This window comes from Pseudomonas sp. FDAARGOS_380 (genome assembly GCF_002591235.1).
GTDB classification, from domain to species: domain Bacteria; phylum Pseudomonadota; class Gammaproteobacteria; order Pseudomonadales; family Pseudomonadaceae; genus Aquipseudomonas; species Aquipseudomonas salmasensis.
The window spans coordinates 786,175-812,708 of the sequence record NZ_CP023969.1 but is presented as its reverse complement, the minus strand read 5'-3'; the positions used below and the strand labels follow the sequence as shown (position 1 = coordinate 812,708).

The 26,534-nt window shown below is 54.2% G+C and carries 30 protein-coding genes and 1 pseudogene; 5 read left to right on the top strand and 26 right to left on the bottom strand.

Annotated features, from left to right (window positions below; all coding sequences use genetic code 11):
* Nucleotides 1–66: 66 nt before the first annotated feature.
* The 10 genes and pseudogenes from CRN80_RS03930 to CRN80_RS03890 form a co-directional block, all read right to left on the bottom strand.
* Nucleotides 67–402, bottom strand: coding sequence for a hypothetical protein (locus tag CRN80_RS03930; RefSeq protein ID WP_019818101.1), 336 nt, complete (start codon nucleotides 400–402; stop codon nucleotides 67–69).
* Between the two features lie 74 nt (nucleotides 403–476).
* On the bottom strand, nucleotides 477–974 hold the full coding sequence (locus CRN80_RS32045; RefSeq protein WP_019818100.1) for a hypothetical protein: 498 nt from the start codon (nucleotides 972–974) through the stop codon (nucleotides 477–479).
* Nucleotides 975–1,082: 108 nt separating this feature from the next.
* Nucleotides 1,083–1,619: an STY4534 family ICE replication protein gene (locus CRN80_RS03920; protein ID WP_019818099.1), complete on the bottom strand. Its 537-nt coding sequence runs from the start codon at nucleotides 1,617–1,619 to the stop codon at nucleotides 1,083–1,085.
* Between the two features lie 95 nt (nucleotides 1,620–1,714).
* On the bottom strand, nucleotides 1,715–1,966 hold the full coding sequence (locus tag CRN80_RS03915; protein ID WP_008437363.1) for a hypothetical protein: 252 nt from the start codon (nucleotides 1,964–1,966) through the stop codon (nucleotides 1,715–1,717).
* A 304-nt stretch (nucleotides 1,967–2,270) separates the two neighbouring features.
* On the bottom strand, nucleotides 2,271–2,570 hold the full coding sequence (locus tag CRN80_RS03910; RefSeq protein ID WP_073451708.1) for a hypothetical protein: 300 nt from the start codon (nucleotides 2,568–2,570) through the stop codon (nucleotides 2,271–2,273).
* A 931-nt stretch (nucleotides 2,571–3,501) separates the two neighbouring features.
* Nucleotides 3,502–3,942: a type IV pilus biogenesis protein PilM gene (gene pilM / locus CRN80_RS03905; protein ID WP_019818097.1), complete on the bottom strand. Its 441-nt coding sequence runs from the start codon at nucleotides 3,940–3,942 to the stop codon at nucleotides 3,502–3,504.
* A gap of 57 nt (nucleotides 3,943–3,999) precedes the next feature.
* Nucleotides 4,000–4,437 (bottom strand): hypothetical protein, encoded by a 438-nt coding sequence (locus CRN80_RS30405; RefSeq protein ID WP_124356003.1) that lies wholly within the window; start codon nucleotides 4,435–4,437, stop codon nucleotides 4,000–4,002.
* Complete coding sequence (gene pilV / locus CRN80_RS03900) at nucleotides 4,370–5,686, bottom strand: shufflon system plasmid conjugative transfer pilus tip adhesin PilV (protein WP_098949601.1); 1,317 nt, start codon at nucleotides 5,684–5,686, stop codon at nucleotides 4,370–4,372. Before pilV ends, CRN80_RS30405 begins: the two co-directional genes overlap by 68 nt.
* Entirely contained in the window at nucleotides 5,676–6,398 is a 723-nt protein-coding gene (locus tag CRN80_RS03895; RefSeq protein WP_256588670.1) for an ATPase, T2SS/T4P/T4SS family, read from the bottom strand. Before CRN80_RS03895 ends, pilV begins: the two co-directional genes overlap by 11 nt.
* Before the next feature lie 86 nt (nucleotides 6,399–6,484).
* Nucleotides 6,485–6,979, bottom strand: a pseudogene (locus CRN80_RS03890) (PilL N-terminal domain-containing protein); the annotation flags it as partial.
* A gap of 456 nt (nucleotides 6,980–7,435) precedes the next feature.
* Here CRN80_RS03890 and CRN80_RS03885 point away from each other — a divergent pair.
* The 5 genes from CRN80_RS03885 to CRN80_RS03865 are packed head-to-tail and all read left to right on the top strand — an operon-like array spanning nucleotide 7,436 to nucleotide 10,880.
* Entirely contained in the window at nucleotides 7,436–7,786 is a 351-nt protein-coding gene (locus CRN80_RS03885; RefSeq protein ID WP_008437351.1) for a metalloregulator ArsR/SmtB family transcription factor, read from the top strand.
* Between the two features lie 22 nt (nucleotides 7,787–7,808).
* Complete coding sequence (locus CRN80_RS03880) at nucleotides 7,809–9,098, top strand: arsenic transporter (protein WP_008437350.1); 1,290 nt, start codon at nucleotides 7,809–7,811, stop codon at nucleotides 9,096–9,098.
* 9 nt (nucleotides 9,099–9,107) lie between these two features.
* On the top strand, nucleotides 9,108–9,578 hold the full coding sequence (locus tag CRN80_RS03875) for an arsenate reductase ArsC (protein ID WP_008437349.1): 471 nt from the start codon (nucleotides 9,108–9,110) through the stop codon (nucleotides 9,576–9,578).
* Nucleotides 9,578–10,312, top strand: a complete 735-nt coding sequence (gene arsH / locus CRN80_RS03870) for an arsenical resistance protein ArsH (protein ID WP_008437348.1) — start codon at nucleotides 9,578–9,580, stop codon at nucleotides 10,310–10,312. The genes CRN80_RS03875 and arsH overlap by 1 nt, the downstream gene beginning before the upstream one ends.
* A 19-nt stretch (nucleotides 10,313–10,331) precedes the next feature.
* Nucleotides 10,332–10,880: an arsinothricin resistance N-acetyltransferase ArsN1 family B gene (locus CRN80_RS03865; protein WP_008437347.1), complete on the top strand. Its 549-nt coding sequence runs from the start codon at nucleotides 10,332–10,334 to the stop codon at nucleotides 10,878–10,880.
* Nucleotides 10,881–11,135: 255 nt separating this feature from the next.
* Here the strand turns inward: CRN80_RS03865 and CRN80_RS03860 are convergent, their stop codons facing one another.
* The 16 genes from CRN80_RS03860 to CRN80_RS03790 form a co-directional block, all read right to left on the bottom strand.
* Nucleotides 11,136–13,091 (bottom strand): DEAD/DEAH box helicase, encoded by a 1,956-nt coding sequence (locus CRN80_RS03860; RefSeq protein WP_024073377.1) that lies wholly within the window; start codon nucleotides 13,089–13,091, stop codon nucleotides 11,136–11,138.
* On the bottom strand, nucleotides 13,088–14,968 hold the full coding sequence (locus CRN80_RS03855; RefSeq protein ID WP_019818088.1) for a hypothetical protein: 1,881 nt from the start codon (nucleotides 14,966–14,968) through the stop codon (nucleotides 13,088–13,090). Before CRN80_RS03855 ends, CRN80_RS03860 begins: the two co-directional genes overlap by 4 nt.
* 110 nt (nucleotides 14,969–15,078) lie before the next feature.
* Nucleotides 15,079–16,983: a type I DNA topoisomerase gene (topA, locus tag CRN80_RS03850; RefSeq protein ID WP_008437341.1), complete on the bottom strand. Its 1,905-nt coding sequence runs from the start codon at nucleotides 16,981–16,983 to the stop codon at nucleotides 15,079–15,081.
* A gap of 99 nt (nucleotides 16,984–17,082) precedes the next feature.
* Nucleotides 17,083–17,280, bottom strand: coding sequence for a CrpP family ICE-associated protein (locus CRN80_RS03845; RefSeq protein WP_073845721.1), 198 nt, complete (start codon nucleotides 17,278–17,280; stop codon nucleotides 17,083–17,085).
* Nucleotides 17,281–17,458: 178 nt separating this feature from the next.
* Nucleotides 17,459–17,884, bottom strand: a complete 426-nt coding sequence (locus tag CRN80_RS03840; RefSeq protein WP_008437339.1) for a hypothetical protein — start codon at nucleotides 17,882–17,884, stop codon at nucleotides 17,459–17,461.
* 110 nt (nucleotides 17,885–17,994) lie between these two features.
* Nucleotides 17,995–18,459, bottom strand: coding sequence for a single-stranded DNA-binding protein (locus tag CRN80_RS03835; protein WP_008437336.1), 465 nt, complete (start codon nucleotides 18,457–18,459; stop codon nucleotides 17,995–17,997).
* A gap of 15 nt (nucleotides 18,460–18,474) precedes the next feature.
* Nucleotides 18,475–19,014 carry a DUF3158 family protein gene (locus tag CRN80_RS03830; RefSeq protein WP_008437334.1) on the bottom strand — a complete coding sequence of 180 codons (540 nt, stop codon included), beginning with the start codon at nucleotides 19,012–19,014 and terminating at the stop codon, nucleotides 18,475–18,477.
* Between the two features lie 5 nt (nucleotides 19,015–19,019).
* A complete protein-coding gene (locus CRN80_RS03825) occupies nucleotides 19,020–19,745 on the bottom strand; it encodes a PFL_4669 family integrating conjugative element protein (protein WP_008437331.1) in 726 nt (241 codons plus the stop codon).
* Nucleotides 19,746–19,813: 68 nt separating this feature from the next.
* Nucleotides 19,814–20,554: a hypothetical protein gene (locus CRN80_RS30400; RefSeq protein ID WP_138183495.1), complete on the bottom strand. Its 741-nt coding sequence runs from the start codon at nucleotides 20,552–20,554 to the stop codon at nucleotides 19,814–19,816.
* A gap of 53 nt (nucleotides 20,555–20,607) precedes the next feature.
* A complete protein-coding gene (locus CRN80_RS03820; protein ID WP_019816979.1) occupies nucleotides 20,608–21,909 on the bottom strand; it encodes an STY4528 family pathogenicity island replication protein in 1,302 nt (433 codons plus the stop codon).
* Complete coding sequence (locus tag CRN80_RS03815; RefSeq protein ID WP_008437329.1) at nucleotides 21,906–22,601, bottom strand: DUF2857 domain-containing protein; 696 nt, start codon at nucleotides 22,599–22,601, stop codon at nucleotides 21,906–21,908. Before CRN80_RS03815 ends, CRN80_RS03820 begins: the two co-directional genes overlap by 4 nt.
* 28 nt (nucleotides 22,602–22,629) lie before the next feature.
* Nucleotides 22,630–24,396 (bottom strand): ParB family protein, encoded by a 1,767-nt coding sequence (locus tag CRN80_RS03810; protein WP_008437328.1) that lies wholly within the window; start codon nucleotides 24,394–24,396, stop codon nucleotides 22,630–22,632.
* Complete coding sequence (locus CRN80_RS31970; RefSeq protein ID WP_008437327.1) at nucleotides 24,393–24,629, bottom strand: Arc family DNA-binding protein; 237 nt, start codon at nucleotides 24,627–24,629, stop codon at nucleotides 24,393–24,395. The genes CRN80_RS03810 and CRN80_RS31970 overlap by 4 nt, the downstream gene beginning before the upstream one ends.
* A gap of 33 nt (nucleotides 24,630–24,662) precedes the next feature.
* On the bottom strand, nucleotides 24,663–25,664 hold the full coding sequence (yejK, locus tag CRN80_RS03800) for a nucleoid-associated protein YejK (protein WP_008437326.1): 1,002 nt from the start codon (nucleotides 25,662–25,664) through the stop codon (nucleotides 24,663–24,665).
* A complete protein-coding gene (locus CRN80_RS31460; protein ID WP_008437325.1) occupies nucleotides 25,664–25,903 on the bottom strand; it encodes a type II toxin-antitoxin system HicA family toxin in 240 nt (79 codons plus the stop codon). Before CRN80_RS31460 ends, yejK begins: the two co-directional genes overlap by 1 nt.
* Complete coding sequence (locus CRN80_RS03790) at nucleotides 25,900–26,421, bottom strand: hypothetical protein (protein ID WP_008437321.1); 522 nt, start codon at nucleotides 26,419–26,421, stop codon at nucleotides 25,900–25,902. Before CRN80_RS03790 ends, CRN80_RS31460 begins: the two co-directional genes overlap by 4 nt.
* Nucleotides 26,422–26,534: the final 113 nt, after the last annotated feature.

Below are 26,534 nucleotides of genomic sequence, written 5' to 3'. Positions count from 1 at the left end.
CACTGCTACGAATGAAAAAAGCCCGACAGGTGTCGGGCTTTGGGCAGTGCTGTGATTGTCGAAGGATTACGGGCAAGAAGTATGAGTTTCTTCCTTGAGTGAGATGTACAGATAGAAAACGCCTGGCGGTGATTCTATACGGTCAAGTTTTAGGTCCAGCCAGACTCGATCAGTGCTATTGCCGGCAGGCAATAAACGATAGAGGCCGAAATGGATCTGTGTGCTGTCAGGTTGCAAGTGCAGTTCTCGGTAGGCCTCCAGGACAACTTCGCCCAGTCGCTCACTGACAACACTTGCATCCTGAGGGTTTTCAATATGCACCGCTTCCTGCCAGGCCCGGGGTGTTAAAACGACCGGGAGCTTGAGCAGGTCAGACGACACGAGGTTAGTGGTGCTTTGCATGTTTATCTCCAGGTGTGAGAAACCACCCGGCCCGTCCGGGAAGTGGTTTCCCGGTTAGGTATGTTTTGGTTATGTCAGGACCAGCACACGTGGCGTTGTGTCCAGAGGTTGAGGTCAAAAGCTTGTTTCGCGGCATATTCGCTGCGGTAGTATTCTTCGGACTCCCTTGATACCGGTTCAAACTCATCAGCGGTACCAATGTAATAGCCCGCAGCGCTCTTCAGTATTTGGAGGGGGTACTCGATACCGCACTCGGCGAATGCAAGTTTCCCGTATGCAAAATCCGACACAATGTATGGTTCCGGTGTTATTAGCTGCTGCTGGTCTTCTTCAGTAAAGCGTGACCAACCGCCACCATTAATGGCCGCGTTCACTCCTTCGCCCCAAGCTCGACTGAGCGCAGGAACGGTTTTGAACAGCTCGGGTACGATCGGCTGGCCGGCGCGGTACGCGTCGGCACCCAGAATATGAGCCTCGATCTCAGCCTCATATTGGGTAATCTCGTCGCCATAGATTTCCGCTTTTGCATAAGCAACGCGTATATCGAGAGATTGCGTAAATAACGTGTTCATAAAGGTGAGTCTCCAACGGACGAGAATCACCGTGCCCGGAAGGGAGGTGTTCCCTGCGGACTTTGATAATAATGAAGGCACCCGAAGGGTGCCTTTCAACAAAGTGAATCAAGATGCCGTACGCTGCTGTTTAGCGGGCGTTGGCTTGGATTGTTCCTCTGCTACTGGCTCGGATGCTTCTTCGCTTGCGAGCTGTGCTTCAGGTTCCGCTTCGCCGTCTTCAACAACTGGTTCTACTTCACGAGGCTTTGCTTCATAGACGGTTTGGCCATCCACCTTGATCCAGCCGATAAACAACAGGCGTCCCTTGAGGCTTGCTCCAGGTTGACCTTTTTTATCGCCTTTCTCGTAGGTAAATGCGTCGGTCCAGATATCACCGATGCGGAAGCTCACAAGGACCTTCTTTCCGGCTTCAACGGCTGCTTGGCTGCGACGAATCAGCTTTTCAGCTTCAGCGCCGACCACGTTGCAGTCGATATAGGAATACTCGGCATCATCCATCGAGCCGCGCAGAGCCGCAACGGTAACTGCCATGAATGGCTTACCTTTGCCGCGAGGTTTCACTTCACGGATACGGTTGAGATAACCGATACCAGTGGTGTGAAGGTCGAAGAATTTTGCTTCGTTGGATTGATTAGTGCTCATGGTGATTCTCCAGTTTCGAAATAACAGAAAGCGGAGAAACACTTCGCCCTAGGGGGAAAGTATTCCCCGCGAGGGTGGGTGGAGCTTAAGGTTGTTTAATGCATCAGCTTCATTGCAGCAATCATTACACCGACAGCTGCAGACAACATGACGCCCATGCGAATGGTGAGCTTGACTTCAAGCTGTGAAATCTCAGATTTGAACTCTGCAGCAAGAGCAGTTAAATCTGCCTTGGTAGCCAAACGTGAAAGCATGTCGGTCTCCAAAGCTTCAATAACAGCATTTGCCTTCTGTTCCGGGACGTTAATCGAAATCAACGCCTGGTAGAGAGCCAGTTCAGTTTTCATCAGACCTCCAAAAGTGAGAGGCCTGCCCTGACGGGGTAGGCCCGTCATGGGTGGGAAAGGTGCTTCCATCGACTAAGTCGACTGATCGCGCTACCGGAAGCTATGGCGATCTTGGGAGTGGATCAATGCAGAAAACCGCATCGTAGTCTTGCGGATCCAGACTACTTGGGCATGTTGCTGACGACGTCAGCGATACATGTGCAGATCATGGAAATACGATTGTCGCTTGTCAAGCCCCTACCGTGAAAACTCTGAGGAAACCTTCCCTTTGGGAAGGCTCCCTACAGAGGCGAAGGACGCAGACTTAGCAAGTTGCTGGCACCAACGAGCGTGCAGCTGGCTTCTTACGCGGTTTCCGAGCTGGCTTTTCGACCACTCGAGTGTTAGCCGCGTACCAAAGGTTCAGGTCGACACCTTTACGAGTTATTGCCGGTACATGATCCATCTCACGTACGAGACGCTCAGGTACGCAGGGCGGTGGAAGCAACGGAGCTGCTTTGGTATGGATAGCTGTGGGCGCAGCGCTGGTTTTCTTTACCGCACGCAGAAACTGTCGCGTGATGGTGCCAAGCGCGAAACCGAAGCCATAAGCAAGTTTGGACATGGTGATTCTCCTGCAGGTTGAATGCGGAGAACCCACTGACCCCGTTGGGGAAGTGATTCCCCGCGAGGTGAGTTGCATAAGGTGCTTCCATCGACGATTGTCGACCGACCGCGCTACCAGAAGCTCAGCGGTCTTGGGCGGATCTGACACGAACATCGTGTCGCAGTCTTCAAGATCCTGACTGCCTGGGCATGATGCTGACGACGTCAGCAAAGCACGTCCATATCATCGAAGGGGGGATGGTGATGTGTCAAGCGGAGAGGGATATTTCGCGGAGGGCAAAGAAGGTTCAGGTCGACAGGAGAAGCTACCGAGAGTAGCTGGGTCAACAGTCACTCTCGGATGTAGTAAGTAGCGTCTTTCAGAAAAAAATACCACCTGTGCGGGATGAAGGCGTTGTTGATCCCTGGGCTGTGATCTGAACGTCTTACTTCCAACACCTGGCCGATTATCGTGGCTGAGGCCAGCTAGCATAAGGCACGCATCCGCGCACAAAGGGAGCCCTGCGTTTCGCCGGCGGGCCACCGGCAAGGAAAAGCAGCTACCAATAGGTAGCCTGATCATCCTTTGCAAGATGATCAGGCTACCTATTGTGTGAGCTTTAAAAAGTGTGGGCCACAACACCAGTGTGGCCCTTAGACTACGGTGCTTCGAACCTCAACAGAGCCCTATGTGCCTTTGAACTCGCAATTCACGAGTTAGACGGCTGCGTGTCTGGCTTGAACAGGGAGACACAGGGAGAGCTCTGAACCAGGTCCGCACGCCCTTCCCGGAGCTATGCGTGCTTTGGGGTTGGTGATGAGGCAAGCCGCATCACCGGGCGCTACTGATGACCGCCAGTAGCCAACGGGGTGGAAACGTTGTTGTGATCATTATGTTGATAGGCCGGAGCTTATGCAACCCGGCGCCTTTCAAAGTCGGTCGACTCAGACTAATTGACTGCGACGACCGCACCTTCGGGAACAGGGGACGGAATTGCTATACCGGTCGCCCCAGTTATCTGTGAAATCAGCATTCCTGAACGCTTTAAACCAACGGTAGTTGTCTTTGTCAGGTCTACCAGCACAGAAGGCAAGCCTGACGGTGCAACCCCATCAAAATAAGTATAGGCCGTTCCTGATGAGATGTAAGAACCTACGCCCACAGGTTTCACAAACCACCCAGGTAGGTTGAGCGCAGAATCGCTCGGTACTCCGCTGAAGCCCGGGTTGGCCTGGGCATATTCGGTAGCGGCAGATCGGTACACCAGAAAGCCGCGACCCAGTGAGTCGAGGGTAGCGTAGTCGGATGTACGTTGGTCCTGATGTTGGTTCTCCATGAAAATGCTGGAGGCAATGAGCACAATCATCAAAACGAGCCATTGCATTGTCATGATATGAGCTCCATCCACAAAATGGTGGTTGTTACCACCTACGCGTCAATAACAAAACTATTTCGTGAGGATAATCAATGTTAAGCAAATTCCTACTAGGCCAAGCGCAATGACAGTCCACTTTGCGGCTCGCTTGATGCTCATTGGTTTGCGTTGTGGATTGATTAATTCCATAGTGGCGATCTTTTTTACTAAATAACGACCAGAGGCCGTTGGTTGTAACTTGTAAGTGAACTCGCCGACCTCGAATGCCTCTTTTTCTTCTAGTGCGCGACGCCATAGCACAGTTGAGCATATCCTGCTTCGGGTGCTTAGCCAGGTCTGTAATTCTCCAGCACTATACTCAACGTTATTCTCAAGCGTCTGCACTGCAATAATCCCCATAAACATACTATAAAACGTTTTTGAAATTTTATAAATGGATGCTTTATTTGAAGCAGCTCCAATAGAAAAGACCTGGCCAGGAAAGTCGAGATGTGGAGAGAAACCATCCACTTGCATTTCTGAAGATGTACCCAGTCTCACTATCCCCGATGCCAAAAGCGCCAGTTAAAGAGCATGACTTCCATGTAGTGTCGCCAAGGGAGCAGGTCACACTTCCTCTGGCAGGCGCCTGGCAGGTGCCCTGGATCAGCTGGAATTCCCACCCACCTGGTCTTTTCCATAAGCCTTGTTCGCAGGACAACGTTATTCCCGCGGCGCTTTTTGCAAGAAGGGTTCGGTCACTGCACTGTTGCCCCTCGGTAGCTATGCCTCCCAGGGACAAATATTCATTTGTCTGAATGCGATCATAGGCCGTTATCTTGCCCGTCGAGGTTATCTTTCCACCCCATAGTTCACCTCCGGTTGAAAAGTTTTTGTCGTTATAAACTTGGACCCAGTTGGGGCTATTTTGATAAATCCCGCCTCCCCATTTTTCGCTGTACCAGCCTGTGTCACCACGTGTTCTGAACCAACCACCTGTGCTGGTATCACCGGTAATGGTTGCAGTAGCGGCATTAACATTGGCTGTGGCGATAACGTTTCGAGCTGTAATGTCGGCGTTAGCTGTTATGTTGCCTGGCGCTGTGATACTTCCTGCGTTGTTAATATTGTGGTTGCCCATCGTGATATCAGTATTCATCGTGTTGAATTCTGGATGATTGGGCACTGCGTTTCGATATAGATAGTCATTAGCCAACGCTCCATCCATAAGAAAAAGTGCGCTAGCTGTATGTCCTGGGCCAGGAGCTATAGCATAGTTACTTAGTGCTACCTGCCATCCACCCCGCACGCCCTGGACGATGTTCGGATTGGCAGAAGAGATGAACCCACCAGGTCCTCCGAGATTTTCAGCGATGGTTCGAATACCCATTTCAGGAATCGTCTGCCCACCTGTAGTAACCACAATCACTTCCAGTTGATTGGCGTTGGGTTTCCGGGCGAGGCCGACAATGGTCTGCCCAAAGGCGTTAGTGGGGCTATAACCTGCAGGAAGGTAGTTGGTGTTGACGAGCATCGGAACGGTTATTTGCACCGGTACGGTTGCTGCCGCGTTGGCCAGCACCACGCTGTAGTTATCCTTCAGATATTTGGCCAATGCCTCTGAAATGGTTCTCTGTTGATCAGCCGCAATTCGATAGTCCTGAGAATCCATCTGCTTGATTTGCCATGCGATCGCCAAAGTGACGACAACGGAGAAAACGGCCAATCCGATCGCCATGTCCAAGCTCAAGAACCCCCGCTGCTTGATCCTACTGGTCATTCCAGAGACTCCTTGATGATTGGTGAGCGATGTCGTGATCGAGCATCGTGATCTTTCCTGCATGGACTTTCTCTCGGATGCCCGGTCCGTCATCGCCTGTGAAAAGCAGGCTCTGCAGGGTTAATCGACGACTTCCTTCGTTGCCACTTGATAAGGACTGGTGAAGAACAGCCACCAACCCCTTGGAGAGCAGCTCTCGGGCGTTATTGAGTAACGGCTGAGCCAGGGCTGATATACGTTCAATGCCTTGAGTAACGCTGCCGGCATGACCTGTGCTGATAATGAGATGGCCATTGATCGAGGCTTGAATTACTTGTGCTGCTGTCGAGCTGTCGCGAATTTCTCCCACGAACAGGAAATCGGCTCTTGTGCGCAGCGCTAGGATCAAAGCTTCCTCGTATCCCCCCATCCGGCGAGAGACCGGAACTTGAATGCAGCGCCCACTCCCATGCCTGCCATTCAAAAATGGTTCTGGAGGATCCTCTACAGCCACACAAATGCCTCCCCAGGCCTCGAGACGTGCTTTCACCAGTGATGCAGCACTTGAGGTTTTCCCTGTGCCCATTTCCCCACAAATAAATATCAGGCCGCGTACCGTGTCGCTCATCAGCGCGTCCTGCAGATAGTCGGGCAGACCCAGCATGTCCAATGGACGGATCTGGACTGAGGATTTGCTTACGACAAACACAGGCTTGCCATTCAAATCCAGCAACTGGGTTACACGAAGGACGACGCCATCTTCAATTAGGGCGAACTCTGGATCCTGGGTTGCCTTGTGCTTTTCCTCGCACTGCGCCCGTAGCCAGGGCGCAGGACGTAGCACACCTGACGGTTGACCTCGTCGACCTTCACCTGCCAGGCCGGACCTGCGAGCACCTGCAGGGTGTTACGCAGGGTCATAGGGCCAAGTTTATATTGGGCTGCTGGGAGTGGTCGGGTGTAAAGGATGTTGACGTGGCCAGAGTCTGCCGAGCAAAGCGTATAACCTGAACGGTCCACCACGTACTGCATGGCCTCATGCACATTTGGGTGCATGTTGGCTGGAATGCTGATGTCGATAATCTGAGCCATCAGGTCACGTTGGCCAGAATCTGGCAGCGTGCTGACGAGGGTGTAGCGGCCATAGCGCACTACTGGTTCTTTTTCAGGAACGGCGCCGCCAGGATAGAGGTCTGGCGTCAACATGTCCGGATTGCGACTGCTGTCGAAAGCGGGCTTGGGTGTCTGCGCCGTTTGGGTCGTGCAACTGGCGATTAACGCTAGAAGCGAGAGCGTGGTGACGTGCCTGATCATGTGCCGAGAGGCCCCCTGTAATGATAGGGGAACGGTGACAGGCTGGTACCAGCTGCGCAGTAGGAAATAGAAAACTACGTCTATAGGTATTTATAGGCTATACAAAGATGACGCGACCGAGGTGGAAAATTACCTAGTATCTGATCACCCATTTCCATTCACGCTGAGCATTCATTTGCATTCACGCTGACCACTCAATTGCATTCGACCTGACCAGCTATCCTGCCATTACGCCTAGAGTAATGAATCCAAAATCGCGTTCAGCGAACATCCATTCGAACATCAAATCTCCGTCCGCGTGCTGAGGCGATTGTTAATCCCTCCTGGTCGTTACCCTGTGGTCGACCGGTGAGCATTGATCCCCATCGTTAACTCCCGCCACAGGCATTTGTGCAAGCAGGCTGAACGTGGTTAAATCTGCATATTCGATTATCCACATATGCAGAGCGATTGCTTATGAGCCTTACACCACACACATTCTTCAAGTGCTTGGGTGATGAAACTCGCGCCCGGATCATGCTCATGCTTTCGGCTGAGGGTGAGTTGTGCGTGTGCGAGTTAATCTGGGCACTGGACGATAACCAGTCGAAGGTCTCCAGGCATCTTGCCCAACTGCGTGCTTGCGGGTTACTCGCAGATCGGAGGCAGGGTCAGTGGGTTTACTACCGGCTGCATCCCGAGCTTGAACAGTGGGCACTGGATGTTCTGAACGTCACTACGCAGGCACACCAGTCCTGGGTTAACGACCATCAAGGACGGCTGGCTTCCATGGAAGACAGACCCGTGCGCCAAGCCTCCTGCTGCTGACATCCTGATCTGGAACATACTCATGCTCATCGCAGCATCGATTTTCGTAGTTACGCTCGTCTTTGTTATCTGGCAACCCAAGGGGTTAGGTGTCGGCTGGAGCGCGGCAGCGGGTGCCGTTCTGGCACTACTGACTGGCGCCGTAAGTCTAGGGGATGTGCCGGTTGTGTGGCACATCGTCTGGAACGCTACCGCGACCTTCATTGCTGTGATCATCATCAGTTTGTTGCTCGATGAAGCGGGATTCTTCAAATGGGCGGCGCTTCATGTCGCTCGCTGGGGTCGGGGCAAAGGCGGACGTCTGTTTGCGCTGATGATCCTGCTCGGTGCAGCCGTTTCGGCACTGTTCGCCAATGATGGAGCCGCACTGATTCTGACCCCAATCGTCATCGCGATGCTGACGGCGCTTCGCTTCAGCCCGGCATCCACCTTGGCATTCGTGATGGCCGCAGGCTTCATCGCTGATACCGCCAGTCTGCCGATGGTGGTGTCCAACCTGGTGAACATCGTTTCGGCAGACTTTTTTGGCGTGGGTTTCGGTGAATACGCTTCTGTCATGTGGCCAGTGAACCTAGTGGCCGTGGCCGCGACACTGTTCATGCTCTGGATGTTCTATCGCAAGGACATTCCCGCCCAGTACGACGCGGATCAGCTTGAGGCCCCGGAGTCGGTGATTCGAGATCGGGCGACCTTCATTGCTGGCTGGTGGGTACTTGGCCTGCTGCTGGTTGGTCTGTTCGCACTGGAGCCGTTAGGTATCCCCATCAGCGCTGTTGCTGCTGCGTGTGCAATGATCCTGCTGGTCATCGCAGGTAAAGGCCAAATCATCTCCACGAGAAGGGTCATCAAGGACGCGCCCTGGCAAATTGTCGTGTTTTCGCTGGGCATGTATCTGGTGGTCTATGGCCTGCGTAATGCTGGCCTAACCGACTCGCTCTCGGGGCTGCTGAACATATTTGCCGAGCATGGCCTATGGGCCGCTACCTTGGGCACCGGTATCACCGCTGCGCTGTTGTCCTCGATCATGAACAACATGCCGAGTGTGCTTATCGGCGCTCTGTCCATTCAGGGCAGCGACGCTACAGGACTGGTACGTGAGGCCATGATCTACGCCAACGTCATCGGTTGCGATCTTGGCCCCAAGATCACGCCCATCGGAAGCCTGGCCACGTTGCTGTGGCTGCATGTGCTAGCGCAGAAAAATATCCGCATCACCTGGGGTTACTACTTCAAAGTCGGCAGCATCCTCACCCTCCCTATCTTGCTGGTAACGCTGGTGGCACTGGCGTCGCGGCTGAGCATCCCTGTCTAGGAGAAACCCATGAAAGTGCTATTTATGTGTACGGCAAACAGCTGCCGGAGCGTTCTCTCGGAGGGGTTGTTCAACCACCTGGCCCCGAGCGGTTTTAACGCCGTCAGTTCGGGCAGCTTCCCAAGCGGACAACTGAATCCACGCGCCGTGAGTACGTTGCAAGCGCTTGGTATCGACACCACAGATCTCTACAGCAAAGGCTCAGAGGTGTTTTCGGACTCACCACCGGATGTGGTGATCACCGTGTGTGATAAGGCTGGAGGCGAACCCTGCCCGGTCTATTTCGGGCCTGCTGTCAAAAGCCACTGGGGCCTCGCCGACCCTTCCGATGTAGAAGGCACAGACAGCGACATCCAAGCCGCATTTGACGCGACCGTCGTCCAGATTAAAAAGCGTTTCGAGGCATTCTTCAGCTTGGATCATTCGGCGCTCACACCGCAGGAACTGAAGCGCGAGCTAGATCAAATAGGTGAACTGTAATGGACGAATTTTCCTCGGAAAGCAGCCTGGATCTACCTAATCTGGATCAGTCGCTAATCGACTTCGTCACACTGGATCGCCTGCAAGGCAACGAGCAACCGACTCACAAACCACGCATCTTGTTGCTGTATGGCTCAACCCGTGAGCGCTCTTTCAGCAGGCTGCTGACCCAAGAGGCCGCGCGCATCCTGACCCTAATGGGAGCCGAGACCGTCATCTTTGATCCCTCGGGTCTGCCTCTCCCTGATGACGCTCCGGAAGACCATCCAAAGGTTAAAGAGCTGCGGGATCTGGTTCTGTGGTCAGAGGGACAGGTGTGGTGTTCGCCAGAGCGTCACGGTGCAATGTCTGCTGTATTCAAAGCCCAAATAGACTGGATACCTCTCACGTTGGGCGCTGTCCGCCCCAGCCAGGGCAAGACGTTGGCCGTCATGCAGGTCTGCGGTGGATCACAGTCCTTCAACACGGTAAACCAGCTTAGGATCCTCGGGCGCTGGATGCGGATGATCACCATCCCAAACCAGTCGTCAGTACCCAAAGCCTTTCTGGAGTTCGACGACGCAGGGCGTATGAAGCCATCCGCCTACTACGACCGTGTTGTGGACGTGATGGAGGAACTGATGAAGTTCACGCTGATGGTTCGGGGCCGGGAAACGTATTTGGTAGACCGCTATTCGGAGCGCAAGGAAAGCGCCGAAGCACTCTCGAAACGAGTCAATCAAAGATCGATTTGAGCGACCAAGGGGATAGAGGATGAGCAACACCACAGTAAGGATTGCGCAGATTTCGGACGCTCAAGCCATCCAGGCAATTTACGCACCGATGGTTGAGCATACGGCGATTTCGTTTGAGCTTGAGCCGCCCACAGTCGAAGAGATGGCCAAGCGGATTGGGTCGACTTTGCCGACTTACCCGTATCTGGTAGCGGAGCGAGACGGCCAGCTCATCGGCTATGCATATGCCAGTCAGCACCGGGCTCGTGAGGCCTATCGCTGGTCGGTCGACGTCACCGTTTATATATCGCCAGAAGCGCACCGTAGCGGGGTCGGCCGGGCACTGTATGGCGTGTTGCTGCCGACATTGAAAAGGCAAGGGTTTCACGCAGCCTTTGCCGGGATCGCGCTGCCAAACGATGGCAGCGTGGGGCTGCATGAAGCACTAGGCTTCGCTCACATCGGTACGTATCCAGAAGTAGGATTCAAGCATGGCGCTTGGCATGATGTTGGATATTGGCGTATCGCGCTGGATTCAACGAGTCCGCCAAAACTGTCCGTGCCTTTCAGTGAGATCAGTCTCTTCTGAATGGGTCTCGACGGCCATTATGAGCGATGGGAAGATTCTAATACGTAACAAAGTCAATTATGTTCGACTCCTCGAAATGAATACGAGCAAAGTGGGTAAAATCGAAATAGATTTGCCACTTTCGGAAGTTTGCAGATATCGAACGAAACTATTGTTGCCGATGGGGAGGCCTATTAGATTCCAGAAAACAAAAGTAATGGTTCCAAGTACGTTTACAAGGTCTCAGCCACTAAGAAGCAGTGATATACCGCAGATCTACAAATTGGTCGCCAATGCTTGTCTCGCGTTGCCGGCCGCGTCGGGCTCAATGAGGTCACTTGCCAACTGACGCTTATCCTGCAGCATTTGCCAAAGCATCTGGTCGATTGTGTTTTCCACCAGCGGGATTTTCACCACGACCATGCGCAATTGCCCATTGCGGTAGGCCCTGTCCTCAGCCTGGTCCTGCAGTCCAGGCGTCCAGGGGAGGCCCAGGAACATCACATAGTTGGCCGCAGTGAGGTTGTTGCCGGTGCCGGCAGCGGAGGTAGTGGCGGCAAAGACGCGGGTTTCTGGATCACTTTGGAATTGATCGATCGCCTTCTGCCGTTTGCCTACAGAGTCACTGCCGACAACCGTGACGCACCCGTACTCAGCTTGCTTGCACCGAGTGCGAAGTGTTCCTACCGTATCCTTGAACTCACAGAACAAGATTACTTTGTCCTCCGCGTCCAGTTCGCACAGCAGATCCATTACGACACGAATCTTTACCTGCTCAAGCAACTGACGCAGTGATCCCAACCTGGCGAGGCTAGGCCTGTCTTCGAGCCGAATTTGATCGTATTGCTTGCGCTCTTCAGCAGTGAGTTCGATGGGTAAAGTTTGGCGCTGTTTGCCCTTGAGACCGGGCAAGACATCCTTGCGTCGACGGAGCATCCAATCGCCGATTGCGCCCCGCAGATTCATGCGGAAATCCTGACTGCCGGCGAACTGTTCGCAGAATTCTTTCAAGGGCAGTTTCCCAACGGGGTGGCCGGATAGCCGTAGCAGCGTGTGCAGCTCAGATTCTCGGTTGAGGACTGGCGTACCCGTCAGCAGGTAACGGTTGGGTATCTTGGCGGCAATGTCGAAGCCGTGACGTGTCCACGCGGCGGTCGGCTCTTTCAGGCGGTGCGCCTCGTCGATGATCATCACTTCAAAGTGTCCTGCATGCAGAACAAAATCGCCAAGGCGTTCGTAGTTGGTGATAATCCATTGCGAAGAGGGATCAAAGACCTGTTGGCCGATAGTGGCCTTGGGATACACCATCTGGATTTCGCGTTGCCAGTTGATGATCAACGTCGACAGGGTGATAACCAAGATGGGTCTATTAGCTGCTCGGATTGCAGCGGCAATGATTGCTTGGCGAGTTTTACCAAGCCCCATGTCATCCGCAAGCAAGGCGCTTGTGCGCTGTAGCAAGTGCCGGATGCCTGCCGGTTGATGGTCCAGTAAAGAATAACCAGCCAATGCCTGGTTAATCTGTTCGGTAGTGGACCCGGTGCGCTCGATTGAGGGCACCGCGGCTAAATACACATCGGTTGAGGTGCTATCGTCAGCCGCTTTTGCTGCGCGCTCTTGTGGCGGTCCACCAAGACTGATGCGGGTGATTTCATCAGCTGGAACAACGGATCCGTCGGTCAGCAGCTCTTGCACGGTGTCGAGGATTTCGAACTGATCCTCCGACAATCCAAGCTCCAGGATCAAGTTGCTTCGCACCACTTCCGCACCAGCGTCAATGCGCCAGGACTTGGAATGCCCGAGAAACACGCCGTGCATGCGCCTTGAAACGGCGACCGCGCCAGGATGGTAGTCACCTGACAGCAGGATCCCGCCCTGAACGAGTGGAGCTATCCGAAAGGTCAGCCCCCACGTGAATGCCTGCCGATCTGGGTCGTTTTGTGCGGCTGTGATTTTATGTGAAAACGTCTCCCAACTTTCATTGAAACGGTCCTCGGACAACTCCATCAAACGGTGGAAGAGCACATCCAGGTCATCCAGCAACTTGCCTTTTGGTAATCGCCAATAGCGATGTTGAGGATGCTCGGCACGCCGAATATAGAAACCATTACGTTCGAGAAACAGCCGGTTCGCACCCTCAACGTATTGCATTAAGACCCCGAAGTCATAGCCGTCAAAAATGACTTTTTCGACCAGGTCCTGCCGGCGGTTCATCAGACGTGGACGACTCATGTCCTGCTCAATCGTTGGTTGATCCATTCCGCACAGGCCTGGGCATGCATTTTTTTCCGGTTTCGATTTGTATAGCGCGACATGGATAGTGTTTGGTCGGGCCATTCCAGGTTAATGGCGAGCTCACCCGATTTGATCTTTGCCCAAAACCATTGATAGGCCCGGTCAACCCTGGAGCCCGACTTAGGTGTGCGATTGCGGAGCCCTCTCAGTTGTATCGTCACCAGGTGTTTGGGAGTCAATTTTGCTAACGTTTCGCCCCAGGCACTTTCATCCATTTGGATTTCTGCAGAGGCCAACGATTTCCCGTTTTCGCGAACCGAAAAAAGACGGCAGATGCCCCGATAAGCACTGTAGTCGTAACCATCAATGCAATGGCCCAGCGCTCGATGTTCCGCATCAAGATCGGCGGGGCACTTCAGTTCGATAATTTGCAGCCCATTTGGACTCACGAGGGGTGTGCTGGTTGAATAAAGCAGCGGCTTCCAGGGCGTTAAAGAGTCTGTTCTTGTTTGTGGATCTACTGCATCTAAAGCCTCACGGATGTCTATCAACGCGAGGTGAAAGCCATTCACCAAGCTGGCGATCTGGTGATAGGAAGCAGTAGCAATGAAGCTTTTGAGTTTCTGCAGTGCTTCACCAGAAGCTGGTCCGTCGCTCTCATCAACGTTGTTAAAGAGCTCGTTCAGGTCTCGAAAGTCGTCGGCGATTTTGGACCAATTGTCGTCCGACCAATCAGTTGGACACCCTGACAGCAGCCTGTTCCAGTCCTGCGTTTGATCCAGCAGTTGATACGGGATTTTATCCAGCAGCGCGAAGAGAGTGATCCAGTGCGCTTTTTTAAGAGGACGGCGATTGCCCAGTGAGGCTCCCAGCAGCAGTCGATGCCAGGGTCCTTGTGGCCCCTCGCGGCTGATACGGGTCAATGCACTGCCGGTATCGAATACCCGCTGTTGACCCAGGTAGCGCACTGCAGCGCGCGGCGCCTGTAGCAGCCAAGCCAGTGTGTCGGAAAGGGGGAGGCCCGCGTCGGCTATGCGACCTACCAGGCACTCTTCAGCGGAAATCAAATAACGGTCCTCACTCCAGTATGGGCGCCACGCCTGAAGTTCATCCCATGGGCAGTTCATGTATACCTGCTGCTGCCCATCCCACGGCCACGGCCATTGATCTGCTAGTACCAGAAGTGGAATCAGTACTGGCTGGGCTTTTAGGGCCTGAAGGCGGCGTTTTCGGTCACCTTGAGCCAGCCAGTTATAGAGCTTGGGTGAGGGACATTGCGCTGAACGAATGGCGAATAAAAGCTCTTGGTCCAGACACTGGCAAAACTGCTTCAGCGTGCTGCCAATCTGCTTCAGGTAAAATCGGGTGCGGGGATTGAAGTACCGATTGTTGCTCGCCGTCCAATCGAAGCCGCGGCGATTAAAGCTTCCTAGATCTTCAATCGAAAGGGCTTTCGCCCTCTCTCCAGCAGACTTGCAGAAGGAGGTCAGTAGGACGTCTGCATACCAGCGTTTTTCAAACCTGAGCAGTAGCTGCTGGGCCACCATTGCGGTGGGTTTTCTCTTATGCACGCGGTCCTTGCTGAAGATTTTGCAGGCCTTAACCTGATGACCATCGAAGTACTGGAGGTGATCGCCGATTCTGGCCAGGAGCCGCCGTGTTTGATCATCTGTAGAGGGCAGGGCTACGCACCAGCAACGAGTATGGACAGTGGAACTCAGATAGGTATCGATGAAGGAGGTCAGCTGGGAGGGCGGTACGTTAAATTGTAAAGCCCAGGTCTGGGCGACTTCAATTTGCCGGTCTGAGAACTTCTCCAGCTTCGGCGCTAAGATGCGCAGCCCCACCACCGATTGTCTCTTCTGTACGCTCACCCATGACCTCCTCTGCAATTTCGCAGAGGACTGTCAGGTATAGGAATGGTGGGCTTCTAGGGTTAATGCGTAACGGCGTTGTCGGTGATTTATATCGGCAATGGCAGAAGTCACACCCCTCTGGGTTTATTGAGATCTGGTTTGCCATTCAAGTTTGGAAAACTCACCTTGCATCCATTCGATTTGAAGCCTGTGCAACCCCAAAAGTCATAGCCACCGCCCCCTTTTTTTTGTCGCCTTGCGAGGGGTTGATTGCACTTGGGACAGTTGAAAGCGCCACCTGCTGTGGCTGGGCGTGGAGCGGACGCCATCGGCACACTCGGCATTCCACGTTGCTGAGACAGTTCCTCTTCCAGGCGTCTATGCAGACGCGCAACGACAGCTCCATAGGTGTCTTGGCCCTGGGCGACTTTGTCCAAATCCCGCTCCAGCTCCCTCGTAAAATCGAGCTCCACGAAACTGTAGAACCCTTCCAGCTTCGCGATTGTTTCCTCCCCCAGCGGCGCCGGTACCAGCTTGCGGCTTTTTTCCTCAATCATTCCTTTGCTGGTGATGTTCTTCAAGATCGAGGCGAACGTGCTGGGACGACCAATACCGCGGCGCTCCATTTCTTTGATTAGACTGGCCTTGGTGTAGCGGGATGGCGGCTGAGTTTTCTTCTTCAGCAGTTCTCCGTTGTGCACAGAGATGATCTGTTTTGGTGTGAGTGCAGGAACTGGGTTGCTCGCTGCTCCATCTTCCTCATCGTCTGTGTCATCGCCCTTGAGCAGTTTCCGCCACCCAGGATGAAAAAGGGTTTCACCAGTTGCATTGAATCGCAAAGCCTTACCATTTGGGCCAACCGCGAGCAGTTTTACAGCACGCACGTCGAATACCGCCGCTTCGATCTGGCTGGCCAGCGCCCGGACCCAAATCAACTTGTACAGGGCGAGTTCCTCGTCGTTCTCACCAGCTTTTGTATCAGCCCAATGCGTCGGGGTAATAGCGGGGTGGCCTTCCTGCGCGCCTTCGGCGGCCTTGAATGTACGTCGCTCGTCGACGGTCTTCAATCCGATAGATCTAGCTACGGTTCTAATATCCTCCATGGCCTCGTCTGGTACGTTGGGATTATCCGTCCTGTGGTAGGTGATCACGCCTTGTTCATACAATCGCTGGGCGACTTGCATGGTCTTGTCCGGGTCCCATTTCAAGGCGTTGCTGGCTGCTTGTTGAAGGGTGGAAGAGATGAAGGGCGCGGGTGGGTGGCGCTCGGCCTTGCGGTCTTCACAGGACTCGACGACGACATTACGTGTGCCGGCGACGAGTCGGGCCAGGTTGGCATCTTGAACGTAAGGAAAGTCTTTGCTCGCGAAATCCGGTACCGGTTGCCAGTCTGCATACCAGGTGGTGCCCTGATTCATATCCACAAAGTTCAGACGCACACCGAAGTGGTTGATTACCTGAAAGTTGCGGATCTCGCGCTCGCGCAAAACCACCAGGTATACGGCAGGCGATTGCACGCGGCCTGCAGAGGTGGGCTTGCCCATCAGTCGGCGTAGCTCCTGAGTCACCAGGTAACCCACCAAACGATCAAGTACACGCCGGCATTCTTGTGACGCGACTCTGTTCAAATCGATTTGGCGAGGATTGGCTAGAGCCTCTGCGACACGCTTCAGGGTGATTTCATTGAAGGTGATGCGTTTGTAGGATTTGACCGCCAGTACCTGCTGGATGTGCCAGCTGATGCTTTCACCTTCGCGATCCGGATCGGTTGCGAGGTAGATTTCATCGGCCTGTTTAGCTGCGGCCTTGATGGTCCGCACGGCCTTGGCGCTCTTATCCAGGATCTCGTACACCGGTGTGTAATTTTTGCGGACGCCTGTGGTGATCATGCTGTCGTCCTGCCCTCTGGCGGGCAAGTCACGTATGTGCCCACCACTGGCGACAACCAACCAGTGTTCGCCTGGGCGCAGTTTCTTCATCATTGGCTGAAGCTTTTTCAGCTTCCCAGGTGCCTCGATGATCAATAGCTTCACGGTGTGCCCCTTCTCAATTATGCAGAGCGGGACTGTCACGTCATGGCAGGTAAGGCTTCAATGGGAAATGGTCAATGCACAACGGGAGGCTTTTAGCGGCTAGAGGTCCAGCGTCAGCTGCTGTTCCTGGGCAAAGCCCTTTAGCCACGACGCGCGCATCGCAGGATGGTGGTAAGGGCAGTCATACACCCGTAGCCCTTTTCGGGCGGCGTCAGCACCGGCTATTTGAACGGCAGTATGGGGGTTATTGAATTGCCGCCTATCTGCTGGTTTCAAAGAAGTTCGAGATTGCGCCATTGGCTATCGGTCCCCGAAGAACAGATCTATCAGACAGTAACATCACGAATAGCGCATTTTTTTGCATCAAAAACGGAAGTTTTAAACTTCTGTGCTTGAGATAGCCGAATGGAAGTGTGACTCAACCTGAAAGTTAACGAATGGCGCGATTTTTTGCCAACCAATTGGCGGTTTGATGTCAATTCGAAGCTGGCTCGTCCGTCCAGTTCGCAACTCTGATCCACGCGATGAAGTCCTGAGTGGATTGTCCGCTTTGAACACGTAGTTGTTCCAGCTTGCCGTATAAGTGTTCAGTCATTTCGTCGTCGTCGTCAAAGTCGACGCGGTATTCAGTATCTAAGCGGTATTCATCGAGCAAGGTGTTGATAAATCGGCGGGCTTGCCAGGTATCAAGGTCTGTCTCTCCACGGCCCCCCATCAGATACTCTCCCGTTCGCCACCCAACTGGAGCCCATGATGCTCGGTTTATGTCCAGGGTGAGCCCGTAGTAGTCCGGAGCATTCACCTCGCTTTCATCAAAGTAAGCCCAGTAAACACGGCCTAAAGCTGGGTGCTCTGCGCCAATGACAACGTACCCTGTTGGGTCCCTCAAAACTTCATCCATCGGCACGTCCTAATTTGTAGTGGTTCTCTAATGAGGTCGGGGGAAACGATGAGCTGTTTCCCCCAACACCGACAGCTACACGAATGGGCCGAAAAATTAAGCCCCTGTTTTCAGAATTGCGGTGGATCGGTATCTGGATATTCATCCGGGCCTGGAGCTGGCTGCGGCCGCGATTCGGGTCTGTTGGACTGTTGCGAATTCTGGTTTTGCGAAGGCGCCAGATTCACCATGGTCACGCGGTGTGGCAGCATGCCGACCCGGCTGGCCTGGATTTTCAAAGCTTCGAATTCGCCATCGTCGTTCTTCCAACGGTCCATAACGGCGCGACCGGAAACCAGCACTCGCATACCTTTCTGGAACAGTTGCGAATAATGCTCGGCGTCCTTGTGCCACCACTCCACATTCGCCCAAAAACCGCCACGATCTTCGTAGCCGCCTTTGCCATCCGGAATCGAATTGTCGAAGTAAACGTTGGCTCGCATGAGTCGACGTGGGTCTTTATTGCCGTTGGGGAATTCTTTGAATTCCGGTGCAGAACCGATATTGCCTTCCCAGCCTTGTACGGGCGTGCCCATGAGTATTCTCCGAGGTTATTGGTGTTGCGTTGGGTTGTTGAGCTGCTGCAGGCGAGCGGTATACACGGCCTCTGCCTGGCCCATTTTTTCTGCGCACTCGGCGGCCTGTTTGGTGATCGAGTGCAGCAAACTCATTTGCATATTCAAGGTGATGCGCTGCAGCTCCATCACGTAAAGATCCTGCAGCATGGATTCCGGTGTTCTGGGTGAGCCCATCATTTCTGCCCAAACCCCTACGCCCATCCGCCGATCTGTCACCTGCTGCCATCTCAAAAACTGGGTGCCGGCTTGGGTGTTCTGCTCAGTCAACCGCACTGGAACTAGGGTGAATGGATATCGGCGGGCCTGGCTCAGCACTTCCTGGGCAAGAGCTTTTAAGTCCGATTCTTGAGCTCGGCAAAGATCGGCAAATTGGGTCAGCTCCCCCTTACCTTTAAAAGGCTTTAAAAGGCCCTTTAGTGAGGCAGCCTGTTGCAGTCGCTGAAAGGCTTCCTGTTGCAGTGGCCGGAAGGCGGTCTGTTGCAGCGACCCATCATTGGAGGGAATCTGGCCCATGCTCTTTAACCCTCAACGGGGTCATCGAGATGATCATCCGTCTCGGTTTGCTGCTGACCGCGGATGATCGGTGGCGCGAAATTCGAACGGCGGGTGCCTTCCAGGATGTCTTGTGGCAGCTCACCGTACCGCTCGTACATTTTGCGGGCTGCTTCAGCCTTGGCATTGTTTGCAGCGAAGTCGTCGCGGGCAGCGCCTGAGTACTTATAGATCTGGGCCAGACCAAACAGTCTCCGCAGTACCGCTGCGCCTTCGTCGATCCAGGTTTCCATATCGTGGCGCCCGACAAGGCCAACGTGCTGGGCCAACAGAATGCGTCTGACAATTTCGTCGTAGTTCGTCAGCAGGTACACAGCCTGAAATCCCAGGGGATTGGAGATGTACAGCGGGAGGCTGACAGGCTGGATCGAGAGGTTTTCGCTAATGCTGATGGCCGGTGGAAGAGAGGCCATGGCTGTGTCCAGGCGATCTTCGATGGTCTTTAACGCTTCCTTGGAATCGTTGATCTTTTCCTCGAGGAGGATCATCCACCAGTCAGAGTAGGGATCATCCTGTTGGGCGCCTCGAGACATTCGATTGACGACAGTGCAGAACCCTGACAGACCAATGATGCCGGCTTTGAGGTCATTTTTAGGGCGCCCCATCCATATACGAGCGGCGTGGTGAGTGTGAAGGGTGAGCTTCACATCGCTGCGCAGTGAACCGATGTTGAGCCGGAAGTTATCAGCCATGGTGCAGTGTTTCCTTGGGAAGAGGATTGACGTACCCATGCTGCAATTTGGCTATAGGAGACGCAGCATTAAATACGTAGCCCGATGGAAGGGGATTTGTTGAGGCTTCTATATAGGAAGAGCTGAAACTCGCCGGTGCGGACCGAATCCCTTGCGTGGCGGCCACCTCCGGTGCCGGATGCTGTCAGGGTGTTGTGGGCCACAACACTTGCCATGTCGCCGGCACGGATGCCGGATCCTGCCAAGGTGGTGCGGGCCGCACCACTTATATGGCTGCCACCTCCGGTGCCGGATGCTGTCAGGGTGTTGTGGGCCACAACACTTGCCATGTCGCCGGCACGGATGCCGGATCCTGCCAAGGTGGTGCGGGCCGCACCACTTATATGGCTGCCACCTCCGGTGCCGGATGCTGTCAGGGTGTTGTGGGCCACAACACTTGCCGTGTCGCCGGCACGGATGCCGGATCCTGCCAAGGTGGTGCGGGCCGCACCACTTATATGGCGGCCACCTCCGGTGCCGGATGCTGTCAGGGTGTTGTGGGCCACAACACTTGCCATGTCGCCGGCACGGATGCCGGATCCTGCCAAGGTGGTGCGGGCCGCACCACTTATATGGCGGCCACCTCCGGTGCCGGATGCTGTCAGGGTGTTGTGGGCCACAACACTTGCCGTGTCGCTGGCACGAATGCCGGATCCTGGGCAAGTGATTTGGGCCGAGTCACTTGCGTGGCGGCCGCGGCGTATTTCGGTTCCTGTCAGGGTGTTGCGGGCCGCAACACTTGCTGTGTAGCTGGCACAGATTCCGGTCACGACCGCTTCGCTCTGGGCCGCGTTACCACGATATTCTGGTTGTCCACCTGACATCATGGATGTGTACCCCGATTAGGCTTCAGCAGATGCAGCATTCCGCTGAGTGTGTGTTTTGCGGTTTGTATCGACTCAGGGCTACGCGTCTGCGTTAGCGTCTTCGTCGGCTGCTCTGCGCCCTCTGGCGGGGCTGAAGCGTCTTGACGCTCGGGGCTCGCTTTTGCCTTGTCGTCAGGGTTCCATTGGCTGTTGAAATCGCCGCGAACGGCCATGCCGACGAGCGTCATTAAGTATCCAAGCGGGTTTCGGACCCCTCCCGAGTCACAGCGGTGGACCCATTGTTTGATGAGCGCGGTTTTCAACTCTGCTGGAACCTTTTGCAGCGCCAGGACCGCGTTCTGTTTTTGCTCGACCGGTAGTCGATGCAGTGCACCGAGCAAATCGGCAGCGATGTCGTTTGGTGTGGGCGGTACATGTACAGAGCTTTTACAAACATCTTTGTGTGTATCTGTATACGTACTATATGAGTTCGGATGCCGAACTAAGTCCGAACTCAGTGATTTACGGCTGAGTTCGGCATCCGAACTCTGCTCCAAAGCGATTCGCTCTTCGCCTTTTTCACTGAGTTCGGTATCCGAACTCAGTGGAGATAGAGCTATATTTTGCTGAGTTCGGATTCCGAACTCAGTCGCTTTAAGAACGACTGGAGCCTGCGCTTTGGTCCAGGCCTGGCTATTCATGCGGGATTCGATGATGTCCAGCCTGCTAGGTAAGCGTTGGCCAACATCAGGATCAGCTGCAAATTCCTTCCAGGCAATTTCTGCCACTTCGCGAATCACCTTGGTCTGGTGCTGCATTGACTGCGCGAGTAGCTGCAAGTAGTCCTTGTCGAACTCTATAGCTTCGGCCGGTGTGACCGGTTCGTCGTGAAGCAGGTAGACGTTGCCTTGCACTTGTCCACTCAGATCATTGCGCACCCGTCGCCCCAGGCTAAGCCAACGGGTGAGACGTAAGGTCACTAATGCTTTTGATACAGTTTCACGCGAGGCAGGCCTACCGGGTTGCATACCCAAATATGGCCGCAGTTGGTCATAGGTAGGGAACGCCGTAAGGCCGTCGTCATTGATCAGTAGGCGAAATACCTGCCAGGTGTTTCTTTCAAGCGGGGTTAAGCGATCATCCAAAAGCAATCGGCGAGGAACCGTTTCGTGTGGGTTCCCGCTGAAAATAATTCCGGAGTAGGGGGAAGACCCTTCAATCCCCGGAGGCGCCGACTCTTTTTTCTGAAGCAAATGAGCTTCAAGGTGACCCGAGGCCGAGTCTAAAAGCGTCGACAAGGGAAGCCGAGACAACCTCATAATACAGAGTCACCTTCCACCGATGTCGCTGCAGGCTGTGCAAGTCGTTGAGAAGACACAAGCTGTAGCCTTCTCGGAAGGCCAGGGTTTGCAGGAGGGTAAAGCCCTTCCTTTATCCAGGACTGAATGCGATGCCAGATGATGGCCAGGCTGAGGTTTTCGTGGGTCTCATCTGGGCTAGTATCCTGTGGAGCATTGAGTTCCTCGGCGACCAACATGGCGATGTCCAGCAACGCGAGACTGTCGCCAAGCTCTACCTGATGCTCTTGCATTAGGTGCGTCCATCGGTACCAAAGCTGAGCGTCCATCTCCTCACTGAATTCGCGCCAACGGCCACGACGTGCCGTCACGCCGATCATTAGGCGTTGAAGGGCCACATCCTGCGGAGACAGCCCGAAGAACTGTTGCAGCATTTGAGTGGTCGCGCCAAGTCGCAGCGCACGTTCAATCATGCGCACTTCTTCATCAGAACGCTGCGCGCCTGACAGTAGTTTTTTTACCATGTCCCCATCAATGGTGACGTTGCACCAAGACACGGGAGTGTTAAGCAGCAAGCTCAGTACTGAAGGTTGTTGGAGCTGAGCCAATATCTCTGGCTCCAGGCCCATTTCGATGCAGCGCCGAAGTTGGCCATTACGCATGTGATGAAGCACCTGTGACAGGATTGCTTCATTTATTGGTGTCTTGGACATGACGACTCCCCCTTGTAGAGTCCGTGTGTTAACTGGCTGAATTCGGACCGTTGTTGGCGACTGACTGGATTTCCAGGTCAATCAAACGTCTTGCGAGACGAATAATGCGGAACAGCTTCACTAGAGCGCCGTCGCTGAGACGGCATTCACTTTCAGGGGGCTGATCTTTTGTGTGAGGCTGGCCCAGTAAGATCTGGCCCAGTCCGGCTGCGAACTCAAAGTCAGCCAACGCGTCGATTTGAAGCTTGGGTTGCTGCTGAATCATTTTCAGTACGATGGCCATCGAGCCGCTCAAAGACTGGAGCAGCGTCAAGGTATGTTGGGCTGTGGCAGTAATTTCGACTTCCGCTTCGGGGTGTCGGTAGCTGAACCCGACGCCACCATCGATATCGATAAATTGACCTGGGGCTTTGACCGAGCTGGCTATTTCGCGAGCCAATTGAGCGATGTGCTGACGCAGGGTCGCGGTATTGTCTATTTCGCGTTCGATGTACCAAAGGTCAGAAATGGGATTGAGTCCGCCAGCTTGAACAGGGATGGCCACCAAGGCATTGGAGGCGAAGTCGGGCAAGACCTCACCGTCAAGCGCAGCGAGCTCCCGTTTCATCTTGTCGACTCTGGGAGAAGTCTTCACAGGGCTCGCAACGTGCCCATCGATACGTGCTTGGCGCTCTTGTGGGCTCATTTGCTCCTGCGGAGTTGGGGCCAGTTGCTGTTGCACCCCTTGAGGTGAAGGACTCTCTTTGGAGGGCGTCGTCTTATGTGTGCTGCCCCCCGAAGTAGTAGGGGGTAGTTGTAGAGGGTTCTGATTAGCCTCAATGCCATTGTTCGAAACGTTAAGTTGAGTCCCCCCCTCAAATTGCGATGCAGGGTACTGTGGCAGCTCAAGAACCGGCGTAGACCGGCGCAATTGGTCCTGGTTCTGAGTGATTTCCAACAGTATTTGCTCGTAGCCGAGGTTCAGCGGCTTTTTAAGGTGATCTATCAGTTCGTCCTGAAATCGCTGGAATAGAAATTCTTCAGCGTCGCCCTCAAACTGGGACAGTACATCTTGGAAAAGCGTATCGAAATCAAGGTGCTGCTCCTGCTCTTGATAATTGCGATCCCAGCACTGAAGAGCTGTTTTGCGCAAAGACAGAAGCTTTATGATTCTGTCTACTCCCAGTCCAGAGTACAGCGCGCCTGGAATTGCTGGCAGTAAGTACCGAATGGTGTCGTGCATACGACTCAAGTGAGACGCGGAGACCGGGTAGCCATCCGCTGACAGCCGCCGTGAAAGCTCACGTAATGAGATAGACTCCCCTGCCTCTGTTTCATACAGCGCTCTCGCTTTGTCGACCCCAATAGCCCGCTCAATGAACAGGAGCTGGCCTTGGAGGTCGTTTTCAGCCAAGTGGCCGGTGAGCGAGATGATTTCGCCCCGAACGGCGTCCCAGGGTCGAAATAGGCAGTGAAACTTGAAGTACTTCTCGTCGCCGGTCTCACGATACAACTCGTTTAAAATTGCCAGGCGAGTGTTGCCGCCGTTGCGGATCCGGTACTTATCTTCCCCAGGTTTACGAGTGACGGGAGGTGGCGTATCGAGTCCCCGATTTCGTATCGACTCTTTAATTTCATCGTACTTCGGGTTACGAGTCGTCCTTGGGTTTTCGTCATACGGCAGCGTTTCGTCGAGAGTCAACAGCATGGGGGTATCGACGATGGGGTCGCTCATTCGCGCTGCCACCGGCGACTTCGATTCAAACGCCGGCAGCAACAGCTTATCTTTCATGGTTTGGGCCAAAGACGCTTTCATACTCTGGCTCCTGGCTGCTCATAAGCCGGGCTTGCCGCCAAAAGCTGGTCAATGATTTTCAAAGCACGATCCAGAGCAGCTTCAAGTTCGGCAGTTGTCTCCAGCCGATAAACAATTTCTGAGTTCATCGACCTGGCGTTTTCACGTGCTTCCAACGCGATGCGTTCGCGCATCCCGTCGGGCAGGCGAATAACGAATTTTTCTTCATGCAGACGCTGTGGTTTGTTACTCATGGTGGGCTCCGATGCCTAGGGTAGAAAGTGTGTTCAGCGACGTTTCAACTGATCAGTGAGTTGGGTAGGTAACCCCTTGATGACTAATGAATTGGACGCCTCGTCGTACTCGATCTTGTCCCCTAGCAGATGCGCTTCAAAACTGATGGACAAGCCTTCGGCACGGCCGGTGAACCGACGGAATTGGTTGAGAGTGCGTTTATCCAGGGGGATTTCCGGCGACAGGCCGTAGTCCTTATTGCGGATATGGTCGTAGAACGCCTTGGGGCGATCTTCATCGATCAAGCCTGACAGTTCCTCCAGGCCCATGGGTTCACCGAGCTTGGCCTGGCTGGTGGCGTAGTCCACCAGGGCCTTGGTTTTCTCGCGGGCCGATTCGTCTGGCAGGTCTTCGTTTTCAACGAAGTCGCTGAACGCCTTGAGGAGGGCGCGGGTTTCGCCCGGGCCGTCGACGCCTTCCATGCAGCCAATGAAGTCGCTGAAATACCCCGAGATCTTCTTACCGTTTTTGCCTTTGATGTACGAGATGTACTGCTTGGATTGCTTGTTGTTCTGCCACTCGGACAAGTTGATACGCGCTGCCAGGTGCAACTGGCCAACGTCCAGGTGGCGTGAAGGAGTGACGTCCAGATCGTCAGTAACCACCACGCCTTCACTGTGGTGGAGCAGGGCGACAGTTAGGTAGTCGGTCATGCCTTGCTGGTAATGGGCAAACAGTACGTGGCCACCGGTGGAGAGGTTGGACTCTTCCATCAGCTTTTGCAGATGCTCGACCGCCGTGTGGCTGAAGGCGGTGAAGTCCTGGTCACCTTCAAAGTACTGCTTTAACCAGCCGCTAAACGGGTGCGCGCCGGACTCGGCATGGAAGAAACCCCAGGCCTTGCCTTGTTTGGCGTTATAGCTCTCGTTGAGGTCGGCAAGCATGTTCTCGATGGCGACCGATTCGGATAGCTCCGAATCGCGTGCCTGGAGAACAGCAGGTGTGCCATCGGGTTTTTTGTCGATCAGGTGGACGATGCAATGACGGATAGGCATTAGATTGCCTCCTGCGAGTGTAGGGTTTGAGCTCGATCAGCACGACGAATACGGGCTTTGGCGTTGAGGCCTGAGCGGTAATCGCTTGCGGTTGATGAGGTGTAAATCGATCCAAGGCCAGATTTCGTGAACTTGATATGGCCACCTTGAGTGCGAGACACCGTCCAGCCATTCGCTTCAGCAAACTTCACGAGTACACGAAGGCTCTCGCTTTTTCCGCGTAGGAGATTGGTGGTCATAGCTCTGCATCCCTGTCTGCCAGAACGTTACCGGTCTGGATCGCGATGATTTCAGCCTGATCGCCAGGAAACTTGGTACCGAGCTCATGCAAAAAGTGACGCGTAGCCTCACGTGCTCCAGGCACGCGGAACACCACGCTGCAGTGCTGAACTTCCGCGGGGTGTTGCAGGTGAGACATGACGGCCACTTTCAGCGAGCAGCACTGGAGGTAGCGGGGCACCCAAACCGACCAGAAGTAGCTGGATAGCAAGGCGCCCGCACAGAGCAGTTCAACGGTAATTGTTGCGCTGGGCGTGTTGGTCAGCTCGACGTAGCCGAGCTTCTCAAACTCCAACAGATCCTCACGCATGCTCATTGGGACCACGGTGCTGTGGTCACGAGCAAGGCGGCCGATCGCTTGAGCTAATGCGTCGAGCTCCACCGGGTTGATCCCAGATTTATGGGCATGAGCCACAGCAGAGGCTTCGAACACGGCACCGGCATGGATACTAGGAAATAGCTCGGCGCTACTGTGCATCCGACACCTCCTGAAGCTCCTCGATGTCATAGCTATTGCAAGTAGGGCAAATAAGCTCGTCCACTTCACCGCCGGGTAAGGCTGGAGCGCCACTCACTTGATGTTTCGGGTGG